The 19947-nt window shown below is 40.5% G+C and carries 13 protein-coding genes; 8 read left to right on the top strand and 5 right to left on the bottom strand.

Going from position 1 to position 19947, the window contains the following annotated elements:
• Positions 1 to 97: 97 nt before the first annotated feature.
• On the bottom strand, positions 98 to 1234 hold the full coding sequence (locus ACQY77_RS11655; RefSeq protein ID WP_421941971.1) for a hypothetical protein: 1137 nt from the start codon (positions 1232 to 1234) through the stop codon (positions 98 to 100).
• 77 nt (positions 1235 to 1311) lie between these two features.
• Between ACQY77_RS11655 and ACQY77_RS11650 the strand changes: the two genes are divergently transcribed.
• The gene (locus ACQY77_RS11650; protein WP_421942385.1) at positions 1312 to 2343 is read left to right on the top strand and encodes a dipeptide epimerase; all 1032 of its coding nucleotides are present in this window, start codon (positions 1312 to 1314) and stop codon (positions 2341 to 2343) included.
• Between the two features lie 102 nt (positions 2344 to 2445).
• Here ACQY77_RS11650 and ACQY77_RS11645 read toward each other — a convergent pair whose 3' ends face one another.
• Both ACQY77_RS11645 and ACQY77_RS11640 read right to left on the bottom strand, forming a co-directional pair.
• Positions 2446 to 2637: a DUF6358 family protein gene (locus ACQY77_RS11645; RefSeq protein ID WP_421941972.1), complete on the bottom strand. Its 192-nt coding sequence runs from the start codon at positions 2635 to 2637 to the stop codon at positions 2446 to 2448.
• 113 nt (positions 2638 to 2750) lie between these two features.
• Positions 2751 to 3068, bottom strand: a complete 318-nt coding sequence (locus ACQY77_RS11640) for a rhodanese-like domain-containing protein (protein WP_421941973.1) — start codon at positions 3066 to 3068, stop codon at positions 2751 to 2753.
• 179 nt (positions 3069 to 3247) lie between these two features.
• On the opposite strand from ACQY77_RS11640, the gene ACQY77_RS11635 reads away from it, so the two are divergent.
• Entirely contained in the window at positions 3248 to 4408 is a 1161-nt protein-coding gene (locus tag ACQY77_RS11635) for an acyltransferase family protein (RefSeq protein ID WP_421941974.1), read from the top strand.
• Positions 4409 to 4474: 66 nt separating this feature from the next.
• Positions 4475 to 5494 carry a LacI family DNA-binding transcriptional regulator gene (locus ACQY77_RS11630; RefSeq protein ID WP_421941975.1) on the top strand — a complete coding sequence of 340 codons (1020 nt, stop codon included), beginning with the start codon at positions 4475 to 4477 and terminating at the stop codon, positions 5492 to 5494.
• A gap of 176 nt (positions 5495 to 5670) precedes the next feature.
• Here ACQY77_RS11630 and nagB read toward each other — a convergent pair whose 3' ends face one another.
• On the bottom strand, positions 5671 to 7596 hold the full coding sequence (nagB, locus tag ACQY77_RS11625) for a glucosamine-6-phosphate deaminase (protein WP_421941976.1): 1926 nt from the start codon (positions 7594 to 7596) through the stop codon (positions 5671 to 5673).
• A gap of 144 nt (positions 7597 to 7740) precedes the next feature.
• Between nagB and ACQY77_RS11620 the strand changes: the two genes are divergently transcribed.
• From ACQY77_RS11620 to ACQY77_RS11610, 3 genes are all read left to right on the top strand, one after another.
• On the top strand, positions 7741 to 8937 hold the full coding sequence (locus tag ACQY77_RS11620; RefSeq protein WP_421941977.1) for an anhydro-N-acetylmuramic acid kinase: 1197 nt from the start codon (positions 7741 to 7743) through the stop codon (positions 8935 to 8937).
• A gap of 224 nt (positions 8938 to 9161) precedes the next feature.
• Positions 9162 to 12284: a SusC/RagA family TonB-linked outer membrane protein gene (locus ACQY77_RS11615; protein WP_421941978.1), complete on the top strand. Its 3123-nt coding sequence runs from the start codon at positions 9162 to 9164 to the stop codon at positions 12282 to 12284.
• A gap of 16 nt (positions 12285 to 12300) precedes the next feature.
• Positions 12301 to 13596, top strand: a complete 1296-nt coding sequence (locus ACQY77_RS11610) for a RagB/SusD family nutrient uptake outer membrane protein (protein WP_421941979.1) — start codon at positions 12301 to 12303, stop codon at positions 13594 to 13596.
• A 39-nt stretch (positions 13597 to 13635) separates the two neighbouring features.
• Here the strand turns inward: ACQY77_RS11610 and ACQY77_RS11605 are convergent, their stop codons facing one another.
• The gene (locus ACQY77_RS11605) at positions 13636 to 14382 is read right to left on the bottom strand and encodes a DeoR/GlpR family DNA-binding transcription regulator (protein WP_421941980.1); all 747 of its coding nucleotides are present in this window, start codon (positions 14380 to 14382) and stop codon (positions 13636 to 13638) included.
• Between the two features lie 238 nt (positions 14383 to 14620).
• Here ACQY77_RS11605 and ACQY77_RS11600 point away from each other — a divergent pair, with 238 nt between their 5' ends.
• Together ACQY77_RS11600 and ACQY77_RS11595 are read left to right on the top strand one after the other, a co-directional pair.
• Positions 14621 to 18085 carry a SusC/RagA family TonB-linked outer membrane protein gene (locus ACQY77_RS11600; protein WP_421941981.1) on the top strand — a complete coding sequence of 1155 codons (3465 nt, stop codon included), beginning with the start codon at positions 14621 to 14623 and terminating at the stop codon, positions 18083 to 18085.
• A gap of 4 nt (positions 18086 to 18089) precedes the next feature.
• The gene (locus tag ACQY77_RS11595) at positions 18090 to 19937 is read left to right on the top strand and encodes a RagB/SusD family nutrient uptake outer membrane protein (RefSeq protein WP_421941982.1); all 1848 of its coding nucleotides are present in this window, start codon (positions 18090 to 18092) and stop codon (positions 19935 to 19937) included.
• Positions 19938 to 19947: the final 10 nt, after the last annotated feature.

Here is a 19947-nt window from a genome sequence, read left to right as displayed (position 1 = left end):
AATAAATGACTGAAAAATTAATTATTGAATTATTGGGTGAGGGAATGATTGCATAACCGGGGCCAGCGCTAAATTCACTCATCCGAAATCCATTAATTTAATAATTGCTATAAAAATAACTAACCTGATCAACCAGCTGGTTATATATCGGTTTGGTAAATTCTAAAAATAAAGTGCTGGGTGGTGGTGGGAGGATCTGTTTTCTCCTTGTTAAAGCCAGTTGTTGCTTGGTTAATGCACGTTCATCGCCTTTAAAGCTAGCCCAGCTGTCTCTCCAGACATATGTGCCGGGAAACTTTTGTTGCGTCACTATTTTTCTGCTTTGCCAGTCGGTGATTGTCATATCCAATAAGCCAGAAGAAGAAATGTTTTTCTCGAAAATACTTAAAGTTGCCCGAACTGTACCGTAAACAGGTTTTCCTTCACGGGTTTGGCCAATTTCTACGCTATCGCGCTTAATTTTTTCTACCCTTTCTTTTACATAGGTTTGACCAACGATAAAATCGTCAAAATCCAAACTTAGCACTTGATCGGGCGCTATTTTCTGATTGGTAGCCTGTTGTCCGGTGTAAAAAACAACAAACTTGTTGCGGGCATACTCTGCAATAAATTGGTTGATCTGCTGCTGAAAATAATCGGCACTTAATTTATAGGTTAAACTATTTACGCGAATGGGTTGTACAACCACACGTGTTACTGCAGCCCAATACGCATCTTCCAGTTTCACTTTTACATCCTTATAATTGGCCTGCAGGTTTTGAACTTTTTCAAATTCATAATAGGCTTTCTTAGCCGATTGACGAGTATTTACTTCAAGGTAACCTAAGCCGGAATTGTATCTGGCTGTTGCCGCATTGTATTTGCTATCCTCAACTTCCTTTATGTATTTACCTGGATTGGGAACAAGTATTAAACATGCCGGGCAACTGTTAATTTCATCTGCCAGTTGATTAAGTTTCTGATAATCGTACAGGATAGACTCCCAGCGGAAAGGATCGTTCGATAATTTTGCTTCTTCTATTTTTCTTAAGTGATCTTGCAGGGCAAAAGTGTAGGCCGTTTTCAATACTTCTTGTGCCTCTGTATTTTTAGGCGAATTTTGTAAACGACTTACCGCTTTAAGCACCGATGCGTCATAGTCTCCTTTTTGAAGGGCTTTTTTCCCTGTGGTACATCCTCCAATAATTATTAAGGATAAGTAAATAAAATACCGTAATCTTGGAATGTTTTTCATGATAGCGCTTTAGTATGGGTAAACAAATATACTTTTGTTATTGAAAAATCTCTTACTTTATTAGATGACGATTGATGATGAAAATAAGTTGCAAGCCATTTGAATTAGCGTTAAAACATCCTTTTTCGATTTCCAAATTTACCAGAACCAGCACCCCGCTAATGTTGCTGAAAGTTCAGTATGAAAATGTGGTAGGTTATGGAGAAGCCTCCATGGTGCCTTATATGGGTGAAAGTTATGAAAGTGCACAGGCTTTTCTAAACCAGGTAGATTGGCGCCAGATACAGTACCCTTTTGATTTTAAGTCGATTGTTGCCTATCTGGATAGCATTGCCCCGGGCCAACCAGCCATTAAAGCGGCTATAGATATTGCACTTAATGATATTAACGGTAAAATATTAGGGCAGCCATGTTATGAAATTTATGGCGCAGACCTAACCAAAATGCCTGTTACCTCTTACACTATAGGAATTGATACGCCAGCGGTGATTCGGGAAAAACTGAAAGATGCAGCAGCGTTTAAAGTAATTAAGGTTAAACTGGGAAGAGATAACGATCAGGAAATTATAGAAACCATCAGGAGTATGACTGATGTTCCACTATATGTAGATGCCAACCAGGGATGGAGTGATCGAATTAAATCTATCGATCTCATTTATTGGCTTCACAGTATGGGGGTTGTATTGATAGAACAGCCAATGGATAAGCACGACATGGAAGGCAATGCCTGGTTAACAGAACGAAGCCCAATCCCTTTATTGGCTGATGAAGCCATGCAGCGGTTAGCCGATATGGACAAGCTAAGGGGTGTATACCATGGAATCAACATTAAGCTAATGAAGAGTTGCGGGATGTATGAAGGTCATCAAATGATTTTGAAAGCCCGTTCATTTGGCATGAAAGTACTTATTGGATGCATGAGCGAAACCAGTTGCGCTACTTTAGCCGCGGCAGCTTTGGCACCACTTTGCAATTGGGCAGATTTAGACGGGCCCTGGTTAACCACCAATAATCCTTTTAACGACCCCGCTTTTGAAAACGGAAAGTATCAGTTACAGCACTTGCCAGGTCTAGGCTTAACCGGAATTGATCCTGACTTTTTCCCTTGATGAGGGGATTGTTGAATGATTGGATGATTGATTGATTGAATGACTGGACAATTGCTATATTCTCCCATTCAAAATCCAGTCATTCGATCAGCAATATTGCACTTACTTTTTTTCTTTAAAAGATTTTCGGATTTCTTTTGTAAGCTGATATTTGAAATAGAAAAGACAGGCTGCTACGCCCACTAAAAATGCAGCAGGTAGGTATTTGCTGTTCTGGTAACACCACACCACACCACAGATAGCCAGAATAATGGCCAGGTTATAAAAGATATTTAAAGCAAATTTCTTACCCATCAGGTTGATTGTTGAATTAGCACATCAAAGAATGACAGAATGAGTGAATGATAACATATGAATAGTTGGTAGGTTACCAAATTCGGTCATTCACACATTCTATCATTAATATTTTAGTAAACAGGCATGTTTGGGTCAAAAGCTTCCTGCCAGGCTAAGATGCCACCTTTTAAGTTATATAAATTATCATAGCCGTACTGTTGTTCCAGTTGCATAACCGCTGCAGCACTTCTTTTTCCGCTGCGGCACTGAATAATTACAGGCTTATCTTTCGCCACTTTGTCTGCTTCAATTAAGATGCCTCCCAAAGGGATATTTTCTCCATTAAGATTAGAAACCTCATATTCGAATGTTTCGCGAACATCTATTAGCTGAAAATCTTCCTTATTATCGATTTTCTCTTTTAGTTCTTGTACCGATATTTCTTTCATTTTGTCAAGTGTATATATGCAAACTTAGATAAAACTATGCAGCATTGTGTAAAAATTAAGCAAAACTTTCTTGCTATGCGGGGATTTATTAGCTGCATTTAAAATATTGATGAAGGGATATTTCGAATTATAAAAACAATAATCTAAATTAGGTTGCTTAACCAAACGATACCAAACCTATGGGCGAACCCAAGCCACGATTGCTTTCATTAGATTTTTTTAGGGGATTAACCGTTGCAGCGATGATTTTGGTCAATAACCCCGGAAGCTGGGGGCATATCTACGCACCGCTTGAGCATGCAGAATGGAATGGTTGTACACCCACCGATTTAATTTTTCCTTTTTTCCTTTGGATAGTGGGTGTATCTATCGCTTTTGCCATGAGTAGTAGCAAAGCTAGTCCGGAAACACATGCAAAGACCATTCTAAAGGCTGTTAAACGGGGGCTTACATTATATTTCCTGGGTTTCTTTTTAGCCATATTTGGGAAAATTATTGCTGCCATTATTCAAGATACTTCCATTTGGGAAGCTTTTAAAACCGTTCGTTTACTTGGGGTGTTACAACGCATCGGAATCGTATTTATCATTAGCAGTATTATTTTTTTAAAAGTCTCCAATAAGGCTATTTTTAAAATACTGATTGTTGTTTTAGCCGTTTATTGGGCCCTTATGACTTTTGTTCCGGTTCCGGGTGTAGGTTATCCCAACATGGAGAAGGAAACGAATCTGGCAGCCTGGATAGACCGGGGAATATTGACTGAAGCACATACCTGGGCCTCCTCTAAAACCTGGGATCCCGAAGGGGTTTTAAGTACACTGCCTGCGATTGGAACATGTTTGTTTGGTATTCTGGTAGGCGTTTGGATGCGTAGAAAAGATGTTGATAATCCAACTAAAGTGGCCTGGTTATTTACCTCGGGTACAGCAGCAGTTGCACTGGGCTTGCTGTGGGATTTACAATTCCCGATTAACAAAGCCCTGTGGACAAGTTCCTATGTGCTTTATGCTGGAGGCTTAGCCTCTATTGGCCTTGCACTCTGTTACTGGATTATTGATGTTCAGGGCTACAAGCGATTTACCACTCCATTTGTGGTATATGGTGTTAACGCCATTACGGTGTTTTTTTTAGCCGGACTTATGCCCAGGATATTAAATCTTATCTCCATAACACAGGCAGATGGAACTAAAACGCCATTACTGGTTTATTTTTACAATACCTGCTATCAACCCTTCTTTTCTCCTGTAAATGCCTCATTGGTTTGGGCAATTAGTTATGTTTTGGGTTTTTACGTGTTATTGTACTGGATGTATAAAAAGAATATTATCATTAAAGTTTAATTCGGTTTACACAGGTGATTTTTTTGTAAATTTATTCCCTGCAAATACACTTGCTTATTCTCATCATTGAAAAAGAAAACAACCATATACGATATCGCCAAGGCGCTTAATATCACGGTATCAACAGTATCGAGGGCTTTAAGCGGTTTCCCTGCTATAAGCGATGCAACCCGAACCGCTGTGCTTGAAACGGCTCAGAAGCTCAATTATAGTCCGAATAAGTTAGCCTCAGCTTTAAAATCGGGTAAAACGCACATCATTGGTGTAATTGTGCCCAGCGTTCAGGCTCATTTTTTTGCATCAATTATTCATTGCATTGAAGATGGCTTAAAAGACAGTGGCTATCGGGTAATTATTTACCAGTCCAATGAATCGGTAGAAAACGAGATTAACGGGGTGAAAACTTTACTCGAGGCACAGGTAGATGGGATTATGGCCTCTATGTCTTTGGAGACAGAAAATGTAGATCACTTTGCCGAAATTATCAAGCAAAATAAACCCCTTATTCTTTTTGACCGGGTGCACGAAGATTTGAAGGTGCCCACCATTACCCTTGATGATTTTAAAGCGGGATACATGGCCACGCAGCACCTGATTGATCAGGGGTATGAGAAGATCGCCTTTATCACTACCATTCATCAGATTAAGATTTTTAATGACAGACTGAAAGGCTACAAAGCTGCTTTAAAGGATAACGGATTACCGCTTATTGATGAACACCTTATTTTTGGTGGCTTATCTATTAAGGATGGGCGATTTGGAGCCGGCAAACTGATGCGCAGTAAAAATAAACCCGATGCCATTATTGCCGGAGATGACTTTACCGCTCTTGGTGTGATTAAAAAACTGAAGGAGATTGATGAAACCCCACCAGAAGTGGGCGTAATTGGTTTTGCCAATGAAGCATTCTCTGCCTACATCACACCCAATCTTTCTACTATAGATCAGCATGCCCCGCAAATAGGAAAGGAATGTGCCAAAATGTTTTTAAAAATGGTAAAGAAAGAGAATCCCTTTCAGGAAATGGAGCATATTGTGCTCGATCCCAGTATAATTGAGCGGCAATCAACAACTAAAGAAAGTTAATTAAGTATTCCATTTGCAATTTAAGGCATATAACTAAGCTGGTTTATAAGTTCTATTGAGCAGCGTGCTTCAACTTGCTCAGCCCGGCTTTGCAATGACGGGTTAAGGAACACGGAATAAAAAAACCTGCTCTGGATAAACAGTAGCAGGTTTTTTATGATATTCAAGAAAATTGCTTAATCTTCAAATTTCCATCTTACAAAAGCTTCCATTGCCTCGTATTCTGCAAGTCCAAGTTCATCATAAGCTTTTGCAGTATCGCGGTTACGGTCTTCTGCGCGTTGCCAGAACTCTCTTGCGTCATCACCAGGGAAAACAGCTCTGTCTTTTTGACTTTGGTGTTTAAAGATTGCATATTTCTTGCGTTCAAGCTCCTGAGGTGAAATCGGAACAGCCATCTCAATTTCGTAAGTTTCAAACTCATGCCACGCGCCACGGTACATCCATAACCAGCAATCTTTAGCCCAATCTTCTGTTTGACGAAGGCGTTTTAATGCTGCTAAAATAATGTTAAAACATACGATATGTGTACCATGTGGATCTTCAAAATCGCCTGCTGCATATACCTGATGTGGTTTTACTTTTTGTAAAAGCTCCATGGTTAACTCAATATCCTTATCGGTTACCGGGTTTTTCTGGCTCTTTCCGCTTTCATAAAAAGGTAGTGCCTGGAAATGGATATGGTCATCCTCCAGTCCGCAATAGCGCGCACCTGCAATGGCTTCACCCTTTCTGATCAATCCCTTAACGGTTTGAATTTCAGGGGTGTCAATTTGATTCGGTTTCTTGTTTTCGATGAAAGTACGCATGTTTTGGTAAAGACTTTTCAGCCCAGAATTGTCCATGCCCATTTTCTCTGTAAAATCTACATTAAACTCTACAAAACGTAAGGCATCATCATCCCAAACAGCGGTATTGCCTGAAGTTTGATAAGCTACGTGAACGTCGTGTTTCTGGTCTACCAAACGGATAAACGTTCCACCCATTGAGATTACATCATCATCCGGATGTGGAGAGAAAATAATCACCCTTTTTTTAGCAGGCTCTGCCCTTTCCGGACGTTGAGAATCATCTGCATTAGGTTTACCTCCCGGCCATCCGGTAATGGTATGCTGTAATTTATTGAAAATATGAATGTTGATATTGTAAACCGGACCTCTTTCAGTGGCCAGTTGTGCCATACCATTATTGTTATAATCGTCTTCAGTTAATTTTAAGATCGGTTTTTTAAGCGTATTGGCTAACCAGATTACAGCTTTGCGGATTAATTGTTCTGTCCACACACAGTCGTTAACCAGCCATGGCGTATTAAAGCGGGTAAGTTCTGAAGCTGCAGGTGTATCTAAGATAAACTCTACGTTTTCAGAAAGCTGCAGGTAGGTTGCAGGAACATCACCAGAAATTTCTCCTTCTACCGCTTTTTTAATGATCGATGCTTTTTTACGACTCCAGGCCATTAAAATGATTTCTCTGGCTCTGAAAATTGTACCAATACCCATGGTAATTGCCTTGGTAGGTACGAATGATTTACCGCCGAAATCACGCGCAGCATCGCGTCTGGTTAAGTCGTCAAGGGTTACTAAACGTGTTCCAGAATTTGGTGCAGAACCCGGTTCGTTGAAACCAATGTGACCGGTACGGCCGATACCCAGAATCTGAATGTCTAAACCACCAAGGTCACCAATTTTCTTTTCGTAATCTAAACAGAATGCCGGAATGTCTTCCAGCGCCAAAGTTCCATCCGGAATGTGAACATTGTTTCTATCGATATCGATGTGATCGAAAAGGTTTTCGTTCATAAAGGTCACATAACTCTGTGCTGCCGTTGGCTGCATCGGATAGTATTCATCCAGGTTAAAAGTGATCACATTTTTGAAACTTAAGCCCTCTTCTTTGTGCAGTCTTACCAGCTCGGCATAAACTGCGATTGGGGTAACACCTGTTGCTAAGCCCAGTACTGCAGGTGCGTTGTTTGCTTGTTTAGTTTTAATGAGGTTGGCAATTCTGTGCGCCACATTAACAGAAGCAATTTTTGGATTTTCGAACACGCTCACAGGGAGTTTCTCGAAGCGTGTCTCCTCCAGTAGATTTAATCTAGCCATTTTTTTGATATGGATTTTAATGTACGGAGCAGTAAATATAGAGACTTATAGTTAATTTTTAGTAAAGGATAGCTACTTTTATTCCAAGTAATTGATTAAGCTTTAAAACAAACGTTTGATCATTTTTCACTAAAACCCATCGCTATGAATAACCAAATACAAAGCCTGTATGATAAAGCAGCAAAAAAAGAACGATTGATCATTGGCCTGATGAGCGGAACTTCAATGGATGGTTTGGATATAGCGCTTTGTTCGGTAAAAGGTAGTGGTGTGAATACAGATATTAAGGTGCTTCAGTTTAAAACAGGAGATTATACCGTCGGATTCCGCGAAAAGATAAAAGCCATATTCTCTAAACGTGAGGTAGATTTGCAGCTGGTTTGCCTCATGAATGAGTACATTGCAAATGTTCATGCGGCACTGATAAATGAGGCATTGAACGAATGGGGTTATGAAAATCATCAGATAGATTTTATTGCCAGTCATGGACAAACGATCTTTCATGCGCCTCAATCTTTGCATGGGTTAAAGGAGTATCCAAATGGAACTTTACAGATAGGTGATGGTGACCACATGGCCGTAAAAACCGGCATCATTACTTTATCTGATTTTAGACAAAAACACCTTGCCGCAGGAGGGGAAGGTGCGCCTCTGGCTGTATATGGAGATTACCTTATTTTTTCTAAAAAAGGAGAGGACCGAGTGATGTTAAATATTGGAGGGATTGCCAATTTTACCTATCTGCCCGGATCATTGGATGCGAGTCAAATATTTTCTACCGATGTGGGGCCAGGTAATACCCTAATGGATCAATATATGCAAAAGCATTTTAATCAATTTTATGATAAAAATGCCTCCGTTGCGAAAAAAGGAAAATGTAATGAAAACCTATTGAAAGCCTTGTTAACATGCGATTTCTTTGATCTGGGTTTCCCAAAAACGACGGGGCCAGAGCTGTTTAATCTTGGTTACCTGGAAAAAGCTCAGCAAGCGTCTGCAACAACAGATTTAAGTCTTGAAGACGTAATGGCTACTTTGTGCCATTTCTCGGCATCAGGCATAACCGATGCCATACAGAAATGTTTTGGGCAAGAGGCCAGCCCCCATATTTTTAGTAGTGGAGGAGGTATGCATAATCCGCTTTTAATAGCGCTGTTAAAAGAACAGTTACCCAATGCCAGCTTTTTAACAACCGCAGATTTGGAAATCAACCCAGATGCAAAGGAAGCCGTTTTATTTGCTATTCTAGCCAACGAAACCCTTTGTGGACAACCCATAAATTTTGGAAACAGGCAGGGTGTTCCTTCAGTCTGTATGGGTAAAATTAGCCTGCCAGCTTAATTAAAATGATTGAATTTAGAAGGATAGCAGGATTGAATCTGTGATAATACATCATTCTATCATTCTCTCATTCACTAATTCAATCATTCACTCTCTCACTCATTCATTGAACCATTCACTCCTTATTTTGTATACTTAGTTGTACAGCTATAAGCTTTTGATTGTCAGTTATTTTGTTAAATTTGTTTTAGTGCGAATCTAATAACTAACAAAACCTAATTTTTATGGAAAAAAGTTACCTAAAATGGTCACCAAAGTTTCTTGCAATTTTGATGATCCCATTTCTGCTGCTCCTATTTTCAGAAATGGCCCAGGCGCAAAACCGGCGCTACACGATTAGTGGAAAAGTAACAGATGCCTCTGGTAATATCCCCATTCCAGGAGCGGTAGTCAAAATCTTAAATACTACATTAGCAACCAGTACAGCTTCTAACGGCGGGTATAATTTCGCTGTTGATCTGGCACCAGGAAAGTATCAGGTTCAATTCTCATATGTAGGCTATAAATCGATAGTTCAGTCTGTAGATTTGGCCGGTAACACCAGTGTTCAATTGAGTGTTAGCCTTTCGGGAGATGCGGTTGGTTTAGATGAAGTTATTGTAACCGGTACCTCGCAGGGAACCACCAGAAAGCAATTGGGAAGTTATGTGAGTACGGTTAAAGGCGACGATTTGAATAAAGCACCAAGCGGAAATGCTTTGGCCTCTTTACAGGGAAAAACTCCTGGTGCTCAAATTAGCCAGAACTCTGGGGATCCTGCGGGTGGCATATCGGTAAGGTTAAGGGGTATCAGTTCAGTAAACTCATCATCAGAGCCACTTTACATTATTGATGGGGTTATTGTAAATAACTCAACTACAAGGGTAACCAATACTTCCGGGAATTATGATGGAACAAATTTTATTGGCAACATAGGTCAGAACAGAATGGTTGACATCAGTCCCTCAGATATTGATCACATTGAAGTTTTAAATGGGGCTGCGGCTGCTGCGATTTATGGATCGAGAGCCAACGCAGGTGTAATCCAGATTTTTACCAAAAGAGGTAAAACCGGAGAGCCACAGGTGAGTTTTAATACCAGTCTGGTTATCAGTGAACTGCGCAAACAGGTTGAGGTGAATCAGGCACCCATTAAGTTTGGTGGCTCTGTTGATACCCAAACACAAGATATTTTAACACCAACTTTAACCAATACCACGCCTGTAACCCGATACAATTATCAGGACTACATTTTCCATACCGGAATAGGTACAGATAATTCGGTTTCCGTTTCTGGTGGTAACGATAATACGAAATTTTATACTTCTGCCGGATATTTCTCCAATCAGGGGATCATTAAGAATACGGATTTCAGACGGATGAATTTCAGGGCTAATCTGGATCAGAAAATCAACAACTGGGCTAAGATGACAGCCGGTTTTAACTATGTTCACAGTGATGCTAATGAGAAACCCGATGGCAACTCATTTTTCTCTCCCATGAACTCAGTAACCATTATCGGGAACTTTCACGACCTGTTTACCCGTGATGCTTTAGGGAATTTAAAAGCAGTTGGTGAACGTGGCCGTGTTAATCCGGTTTCCGTAATTGAAGACATCAAGCAACGTCAATTTACCAATCGCATTATTGCCAATACAGGATTGAAACTCAACCCCCTCAAAAACTTAACAATTGACTATACCATGGGGGTAGATAATACCATTCAAAACGGAACAACCTACATTCCGCCCTTCGCTTATAACGTAAGTACAGGTTTTTATGGTGGCGGGCCAACCTTAGACCCTTCTTTAAATGGGTATGCCAGTGCGGCAAATGCAACAACCACATTGTTTAATAACGAATTAAACTTTACCTATGATGCGAAGATATCCACTTTATTGAGTTCAACAACGCAATTGGGAGGATCATATCAGTATCAAAAAGATTTATATAGCTTGTTAAATGGCCGTGGCCTTGCCCCTTTCGTTCAAACAGTTAATGGTGCCAGTACCATGCTTACCAATAACGATGGCAGGTCTGAATTTTCAATCAGCGGGGCTTATTTGCAACAAAATTTCAAATATAAAGATCATTTATTTGTTACAGGTGCAATAAGGGTAGATCAATCTACCGTTTTCGGAGAAGATAACCGTACCCAGTTTTACCCAAAAGCGAACATCAGTTATGTTTTATCATCTGCTGATTATTGGAAGGATTCTGGTTTGAGTTCATGGTGGAGTGCTTTTAAAGTAAGGGCCGCATATGGTGAATCAGGTAACTTAACTGGTATTGGTGCATATGATCGGTTTAATGTTTACGCTCCGGGATCGCTAAACAGTAAAACATCGCTAACTTCAAGCGGCACTTTGGCCAATACAGGTGTAAAACCAGAGCGCCAAAAGGAACTGGAAGTGGGAACTGATATGTCTTTCTTCAGTAACCGTTTAGGATTAACCTTTAGCTGGTACAATAAAAACGTAGAAGACTTGCTCTTGGGTGTAGTAATTGCGCCAACAACAGGTTTCTCCAGCTTGTTGGATAATATTGGTGGTAAGCTTAAAAATAAAGGGCTGGAGTTAATGTTAACGGGGGTGCCGGTGAAAACAAAAGATTTCAGCTGGACGGCAACTTTAATTTACAATAGAAATAGAAATAAGATTGAAGGTTCTGGTGCACAGCGTCTGCTTTCTACCAATGCAGGGGCGCCGGTTTCTATTACGGATGGTTATCCGGTTGGGGTGTTTTATGGTACTTTTTTCGCCCGAAATCCGGATGGAAGTTTATTAACCAATGCCCAGGGAATTCCGCAAACAGAAAGGGGGATACAAAATACAGCAACCACCTATACGCCTCAGCGCGATGCCAGTGGCCAGCCAACCGGAACGGTTTTGCGATCCGTACTTGGAGATCCAAACCCAAATTACACGGGGTCTTTTGTTAATGATTTTACTTATAAAAGGTTAAGCCTGCATATCCAGTTAGATGCTGTTCAGGGTGGTGATGTATGGAATGCCGATTGGAGGACCCGTCAGGGGGTAGGAAATGGTAAAGTAACCGAAGCAGAAGATTTAGGTCAGCTGCCAAGAGGTTATGTTGCAGGGGTATATAATGTGGAAGAATGGCGCATAGATGATGGTTCTTTTGTAAAACTGAGAGAAATTTCACTTAGCTATAATATCGGTAAAGTGAAATTTGTTAAAGATTTAACAATTAATTTGAGTGGAAGGAATCTGGTTTCCTGGGACAATTATAAAGGTTACGATCCAGAGTTAAATTCGGGAGGACAATCAACCATTTTAAGGAATATTGATTTTGGCTCAGTGCCAATCCCACGTACATTTTCTATTGGTTTACAGGCAAGGTTCTAATTCAAAATTAATGGTTATGAAAAATTTAAAACTAAAATATACAAAGCACATTCTTCTTTTTTGCATGGTTGTTGCTTTCAGCTCCTGCAAAAAAGACTACCTGAATCCCAATGCGGCAACGGCTGATGATGTGCTTACTTCTGCTAAAGGATTAACGGGAGTAACAGTTGGCTTACAAAGGAGTTATTCTTCTACCAGAGCAGGCGTGTTATACGCTGGCATATCGGTAAACGGTTTAACAACGAATGAGTTGATATCAATTAATACAGGGAATACAAACGAAGAACGCCTGATGGCTGGCGGTGTGCAGGTGGATGGCACCAACACGGTGCTGTTAAATGTTTGGACAGGCGCTAATAAAATTATTTATGACGCTGATAATGTAATTAATAATGCGGCAAACTTGCCCGACAAAGGTTATGCTTCTGGCCTGATTGCTCATGCCAGTATATTTAAGGCGCTAGCCTTGGGTAACCTGTCAGAATTTTGGGAAAATGTTCCGAACGGTACAGGGCAGAATGTGGCCTTCGTTACCAGGGTGCAAGGGTATAACAAAGCCATTGCAGCTATAGAGAATGCACAAGCCGTAATTGCTGCAAATCCTATTAATGCAACATTTTTGGGCAATATCCCTGCAGGAATTGATATTCCGAATACGCTAAATGCGTTAAAGGCGAGATATGCACTGTTTGCCGGCAATTATGCACTGGCATTAACAGCAGCAAATGCAGTGGATTTAACTAAAAAATCGACTTTTACTTACGACGCTTTAAATTTAAATCCAATTTTTGAGGTCGCTACTTCAACAAATAATGTGGTGCAACCGAAGAATATTAATTTGGGGCAAACTGGCGCCAACGTGCCTGATGCAGGTGATTTACGTATTCCATTTTATACGGTAATCAATACCACTGTTCGGATTAATGGTTTTGCAGCAACAACATTTGCACCTTTTCCTGTTTATTTGCCGGGAGAGATAACTTTAATTAAAGCAGAAGCCTATGTACGTCAGGCTACGCCAAATTTAGGAAACGCATTAACAGAATTAAATAAGGTGGTAACTAAAGCCCCAGCCGCAGATCCTTTTGGTGTTGGAGCAGGTCTTCCCGCCATTACAGGTTCGCCTTCGGCACAGGCACTTTTAGATTTAATCTACAAACATCGCTGTATAGAGCTTTTTATGTCGGGCTTAAAATTAGAAGATATGAGAAGATTTGCTCAGCCACTAACCGATCGTAAACGAAACTTTTTCCCTTATCCTTTCCAGGAAAGGGACAACAATACCAACACACCGGCCGATCCGGCGTTTTAATAAAAACAAAAGGGCTCCGTTTTTCGGAGCCCCTTTTGTTTAGAGTATATTTAATTCTTTTGTCCGGTAACTTTTGAGCAAGTCGTTATCGATGTCGAGTTCAGTAATCAGGTAGCTTATGCTTTCTATGGGGCAAACTTTTAGCCTTAAGGCAATATCAAGCTTTTCTGAAATGCATAATACAGCAGTTTTTTTGGCACAGGAAAGCATGGCCTTTTTCAGTTGGTTAATTTCCCAGTAAGTATCGGTTAATCCCTCTTCAGGATGTAGTGCACTGGTGCCCATTAAGCATAAATCTGCTTTAATTTCTGCCAGCTGGGTAATTACATGCCCGCCATAAGTTACCTGTGAGTTTTTAGAAAACAATCCCCCTATGAGTATTACCTCCACATTGTTGTATTTGGCCAGCTCAACGGCCACCAGGGGGCTAATGGTAAAAAACGTAGCCGTTAAGCCTTGAGGTAGCTGCTTCACAAGTTCGAGTATCGTAGTGCCTCCTCCCGTTAAGATTACCATCCCGTCTTTGATTAAGCTGGTTGCTTTTTTTGCTATTGAAATTTTGCTGTCACGGGCATATACTGTGCTGTCATCAAATGAGCTGTGGTAAGATTTAGATAATGCCCCGCCATGTACTTTATATAATAAGCCCTCATCTACCAGTTCTTGCAAATCTCTTCTGATGGTATCTTCTGATACGTTGAGGAGTTGCACTAAATCTGAAGTGAGCACCCGATTGTGAAGGTTAATCTGGCGCATGATGAAGTCATGACGTTCTTTTTTGAGCATACTTGTCTGGTTTAGAAACGAATGTATAAAAAGATTTTTAAAAAATCTACTATTGCGTTTTTTTGCTTGTTTTTGCGAGTTTGTCTTTCAAGTTAGGAGAATAACAAATATAATTTGCATTTTTAACGGAAAACATTTTATATATTTACTTAACTAAACTTAAAATGCGTGTTTATGCGTGTTTGATGAACTACAAATAATCAACAAAACTAATTATTAACTTATCCCTAGTCAGTTTATGAAAAAAAAGCTACTACTAATTTTTATTGGTACCTTTTTGTTGTTGGCAAATGCAATTGCCCAGCAAATTGTGGTTACCGGTAAAGTCACGTCGGAAGACGGACCAGTGCCAGGTGTTTCCGTTCGGGTGAAAGGAAGCAATTTGGTAGCCCAAACCAATGGTGATGGTGTATATTCCATTAAAGCATCAAAAACAGATGTATTGGTTTTTACTTTCATTGGATATCTTACCACTGAAAGGTCCGTGGGCGCTAATACCACCATCAATGTGAACTTAAAAACCGATTCTAAAGGTTTAGATGATGTAGTGGTTGTGGGTTATGGTACCCAAAGAAAGGGTAATGTTACCGGTGCCGTTTCTACTATTGATGTTAAAAAAACTTTAGAAGGCCGGCCTATTTCAGATGTTGGAAGAGCCTTGCAGGGAGCGGCGTCGGGTTTGAGTATTACTGTACCTAGTGCAGAAATTGGCTCCGATCCCGTGATCAGAATTCGTGGGCAACTGGCTTCTTTTAACGGAAGTGCACAACCACTGGTATTGGTAGATAACGTAGAAATTCCAAGCCTGCAGTTGGTTAATCCTAATGATATTGCCAGCATTACTATTTTGAAGGATGCTGCAGCATCCTCTATTTATGGTGCTAAGGCTGCCTTTGGAGTGGTGTTAATTACCACAAAAACAGGCTCAGGAACAGATAAGCCTTCTATCACTTACTCCAATAACTTTTCTTATCAAAATGTTTGGAAAGACCTTAAAATGGCCGACGTAAATGGCTTAAAATATACCGTTGATGCAGCCGAGCGTATTGGCGTAACTACGCCTACCGGTGCGTTCTATTATGTTGATAGAGCAAGCTACCAAAAAGCAGTGGCCTGGAAAGAGAAATATGGCAGCACCATTGGACCAGACGATCCTACTGTTTTCGGTAGAGACTGGTATGTACAGGGTGCAAACCAAAAAATGGGGGTTCGTACTTATAATCCATACGATTATATGGTAAGAGAGTGGGCGCCAACACAACAACATAACTTATCTATTGGTGGTACATCAGGTAAAACTTCTTATAATTTAGGCCTTGGTTTGTTAGATCAGGCAGGGATGTTGAAACCCGCTAAAGAAGATCGTTTTACCCGTTACAATGCCTCTTTTAAAATCACCAGCGAGATTAATAAATATTTAACCATCCGTGGGGGTGCATTATATTCGAGACGCAATAAAGAATATGCTTATACAACCAATTCTACTACTGCCGATCCATGGTTGTACCTGTACAGATGGAGCTCGATTTATCCTTTAGGTAAAGATGAAAATGGCGATCCAATCCGTAGTCCGGAAAGCGAGATTGCATCAGCAAATACCGCCAATATCCTGTTAAACTACGCCAACGTAAATTTAGGAACTACAGTAAACATCTTAAAGAACTGGAAAGTAGATTTTGATTATACTTTCACCAATCAAAATGAAGATTGGAAAAGACCAGGAACAAGATTTACAGCAAGAAACTCATGGGTAGCACCTAAAACAAGGCTAGATGCAAGTGGTGCTCCAATTTATGTAAATGATCAAGGTCAGGTGGTGTCAAGTACTGCACCTGGAGCCATGGCAGCATATGATCTTTCAATGGATATGTACACTACACCTGGTTCTAATCCAGATCATTTTGCAAGATCAGCAACCAGCTTTTACAGCCATACCATTAATGCCTTAACTACTTATAATTTAAAGCTAAAGGAAGACCACGATTTTAAATTTATTGTGGGTTTAAACCGTGTAACCAGTACTGCAGAAGCTCAGTTTGGCCAAATCACGAATCTTTCGGATATCAATAATCCACAGTTCAGTTTTGGTACAGGTTTGCAAACTGTTCTTCCAACTACAGCAGCCTTAGGTTTAATTCCTGGAGGAATCCGGATTTTTGCACCAGATAAAATCTGGGAATCACAATTGGGATACTTTGGACGGATCAATTATGCCTATAAAAACAAGTACCTTTTAGAAGGTAATATCCGTTATGATGGCTCATCTAAATTTCCTGAATTACTACAATGGAGATGGTATCCTTCGTTCTCAGCGGGTTGGGTAGCCAGTGAAGAGAAATTCATGGACTGGACCAAGCCTGTATTAGATCAGTTAAAATTTAGGGCGTCATGGGGTTCAATCGGAGATCAGTCGGTGCCAAATGATTTATACCTGCCTGTAATGCAAAATGGTCAGGTATCCTGGATTTTGAACGGGGCAAGGGCAAATTATGTAGGAACACCTCGCGCAATAGCTGCTAACATCCAATGGCAGGATATCGTAACCACTAACTTTGGTGTGGATGCTACCCTGCTCAAAAATAAACTGACCGTATCATTCGATTTGTTCCAAAGAAAAACCGAGAATATGATTGTGCCTACAGAGGGCATTCCGCTTACTTTCGGTATTGCCTCTCCTCAAGGGAACTATGGTGCATTAAATACTAAAGGTTGGGAGCTTACAATCGATTTTAATCATCGTTTTGAAAATGGTTTAGGTTTAAACTTTAAAGGAAACTTATCTAATGCAAAAACAACCTTAACAGCCTATGGTTCAGGTACGCAGATTACTACTAACTACAACGGAAAAGACATTGGTGAAATCTGGGGTTACCGCACAGACAGGTTGTATCAATTGGATGATTTTGAACTGGATGGATCAGGAAAACCGATCTTAATTACGTTAACTGCTGCAGAAAGTAAATTGAATGCAGGTAAGCAAGCTTACAAATTAAAACCAGGCCCGAATGGTGAAAAACCGGTTTATCAACCTTTTTTACAAAACTCGGCGAACTTCCGTTTTGGTCCGGGTGATGTGAAGTTTAAGGACATTAATGGTGACGGCGAAATCAGCAATGGTGATGGAACTTTGGCTAATCATGGCGATCAGGAAATTATTGGAAACTCTAATCCACGTTACGAATACGGTTTCCGCTTAGGTGCAGATTTCAAAGGCGTTGATATTAGTGCTTTCTTCCAGGGAGTGGGTAGCCGCAAAATCTGGGGAGCAGGATTTTTAGCCATTCCGGGATTTAATTCTGCAGATGGTGCCATGCCTGAAGCCATAGCCGGTAATTACTGGACGCCGCAAACCCCGGATGCATTTTATCCTGCAGCTTATAACAACGCTGCAAGTGGTACCACTAACAATATGCAGGTTCAGGACCGCTATCTGCTAAATATGGCCTATTTGCGATTAAAAAACTTAACTGTGGGTTATACCTTCCCTTCAGCTTTGGTTAAAAAAGCAGGTATCAGTTCATTAAGGGTTTATACCGCTTTAGAGAATTTCTTTACCTGGGATCATTTAGGTGATTTACCTATAGATCCGGAAAGTGTGAGTGGTTATTCTGTTTGGGATCAAACCAACTACAACAGTGGCCGTACCGGAACCGGTATACCAGCTTTCAAAAGTGTTTCATTTGGTGTTCAGTTGAATTTTTAAGATTATGAAAAGGAAATATTTTAAATATATAAATGGTTTAGCGCTGGCCTGTGTATTGATGGTGTCTTGTAATAAAGAGGTCTTAGATCGCCCACCGCTAACACAGATAATAGATGGTGAGTTTTGGAGGGGTGAAGATGATGTACGCATGTATGCCAATTCCTATTACACCAATTTTTTTACGGGTTACAATTCAGGGTTTGGCGTAGATTACACACCGGTAAGGGGCTATACTTTTTCCGATGATTTAACCGGTAAAAACGTTCAGATTAATTTTGAAAGTAGCGTGCCAACTTCAAGAGGCTCTGTATCAGAAGCAGCAGACTGGATGGGTACTTACGCGGGTCCAACATGGGATTTCGCCTGGATCCGTAAGTCGAATGTGATGATCGAACGTTTGGATAACGTGGTGAAGCCTAAATTAACCACCGAAGCTTACAATCACTGGTCGGCGGTTGCCCGTTTTTACAGAGGCTTTGAATACAGCCGTTTAGTAAGCGTTTTTGGCGATGTGCCTTATTTCGATAAAGTACCTTCAGATACGGATTTACCTTATTTGTACAAAGATAGAGACAATAGAGGTGTGGTGATGGATAAGGTTTATGACGATTTTAAATTCGTTATGGCTAATATGCGTGAAAATGATGGTGTTCAGGTACTGAATAAATATATCGCAGCGGCATTTATCTCCCGGTTAATGCTGTTTGAAGGAACATATGAACATTATCATGGCATAGATGCAGCCAGGGCAAAAAAATACCTGGAATTTGCGGTAGAAGCAGCAAACTACGTAATTGCAAGTAATAAATATAACTTCAGTCGTGATTTCAAATCTATCTTCTCCAGTGATAACCTTGCTGGTCACCCCGAAGTTTTACTATACAGAACTTACGATGCAGCTTTAGGTGTTACACATAGTATTGGTTCTTACCAGAACGGAACTGAAGTAGTTGGCGTTGACGCGAACCTGGTATTAATGAAATCCTTTATCGTTAGCGATGGTAAAGTTTGGCAAAATTCAACTGTTCCTGCAGCAAATTCATTTTCCATTGCCGATTTGGTAAAAACCAGAGATTCACGGTTCGAAGCTTCATTTTATGATAAGGCGCTACCTGCATCGGCAACTTTACTTTATGGATTCAAATATGCTTCAAGAGAGGCTTTAACCTATATCGGCAAAACCTATCCGGCAGCCTGGGGTAGCAATACCAATACCAGTGATGCACCCATTATTCGCTTAGCTGAAGTTGTACTCAACTGGATTGAAGCTAAGGCTGTGCTGGCACAGTATTTCTCTGGCCCTGCCGTAACGCAGGCAGATATCGATAAATCAATCAATGCCATTCGCAATCGCCCCCTGGATGCAGCTGCAATAGCTAAAGGAGTGGTTAAAACGGCTCCATTAAGCTTAGGAGCACTACCTGTAGATCCTGCGCGGGATAGTGATGTTCCGGAATTGATCTGGGAAATCCGCAGAGAAAGACGTATGGAATTTGTATTTGAATACAGCAGGCTATTAGATTTAAAGCGCTGGAAAAAACTCAATTACATGAATTTCAGTACCAATCCAGATTATTTCTTAGGCCCCTGGGTAAACGTTCAGACAGAGGCTGCGGTATATCTTACTCCAGCAAATGCAACCGCTAAAAATGTAAAGGTGAAGAAAGCAGATGGCACAATTGTAACTTACGATGGCACTAATGCATCAGCTATGGTAGGTTACTGGATGATTACCAATGCTACCAACAGAAATGCCTTTACCGACAGGGCTTATTTAGCTCCGGTTGGTCAGGCACAGATTATTCAATATCAGGATAAAGGATATAAACTAACACAAACCACCGGATGGTAGGCTTGACTAT

Source organism: Pedobacter sp. (genome assembly GCF_965279535.1).
In the GTDB taxonomy this organism is placed as follows: domain Bacteria; phylum Bacteroidota; class Bacteroidia; order Sphingobacteriales; family Sphingobacteriaceae; genus Pedobacter.
Note: the sequence above shows the minus strand (reverse complement) of the source record. Positions and strands in the feature narration are given on the sequence as shown.

Coding starts and splice junctions, on each gene's coding strand:
- ACQY77_RS11610 (WP_421941979.1), top strand. CDS start 12,301: ATGAAAAATTTAAAACTAAAATATACAAAGCACATTCTTCTTTTTTGC.
- ACQY77_RS11645 (WP_421941972.1), bottom strand. CDS start 2,637: ATGGGTAAGAAATTTGCTTTAAATATCTTTTATAACCTGGCCATTATT.
- nagB (WP_421941976.1), bottom strand. CDS start 7,596: ATGGCTAGATTAAATCTACTGGAGGAGACACGCTTCGAGAAACTCCCT.
- ACQY77_RS11655 (WP_421941971.1), bottom strand. CDS start 1,234: ATGAAAAACATTCCAAGATTACGGTATTTTATTTACTTATCCTTAATA.
- ACQY77_RS11595 (WP_421941982.1), top strand. CDS start 18,090: ATGAAAAGGAAATATTTTAAATATATAAATGGTTTAGCGCTGGCCTGT.
- ACQY77_RS11620 (WP_421941977.1), top strand. CDS start 7,741: ATGAATAACCAAATACAAAGCCTGTATGATAAAGCAGCAAAAAAAGAA.
- ACQY77_RS11615 (WP_421941978.1), top strand. CDS start 9,162: ATGGAAAAAAGTTACCTAAAATGGTCACCAAAGTTTCTTGCAATTTTG.
- ACQY77_RS11605 (WP_421941980.1), bottom strand. CDS start 14,382: ATGCTCAAAAAAGAACGTCATGACTTCATCATGCGCCAGATTAACCTT.
- ACQY77_RS11635 (WP_421941974.1), top strand. CDS start 3,248: ATGGGCGAACCCAAGCCACGATTGCTTTCATTAGATTTTTTTAGGGGA.
- ACQY77_RS11650 (WP_421942385.1), top strand. CDS start 1,312: ATGAAAATAAGTTGCAAGCCATTTGAATTAGCGTTAAAACATCCTTTT.
- ACQY77_RS11640 (WP_421941973.1), bottom strand. CDS start 3,068: ATGAAAGAAATATCGGTACAAGAACTAAAAGAGAAAATCGATAATAAG.
- ACQY77_RS11600 (WP_421941981.1), top strand. CDS start 14,621: ATGAAAAAAAAGCTACTACTAATTTTTATTGGTACCTTTTTGTTGTTG.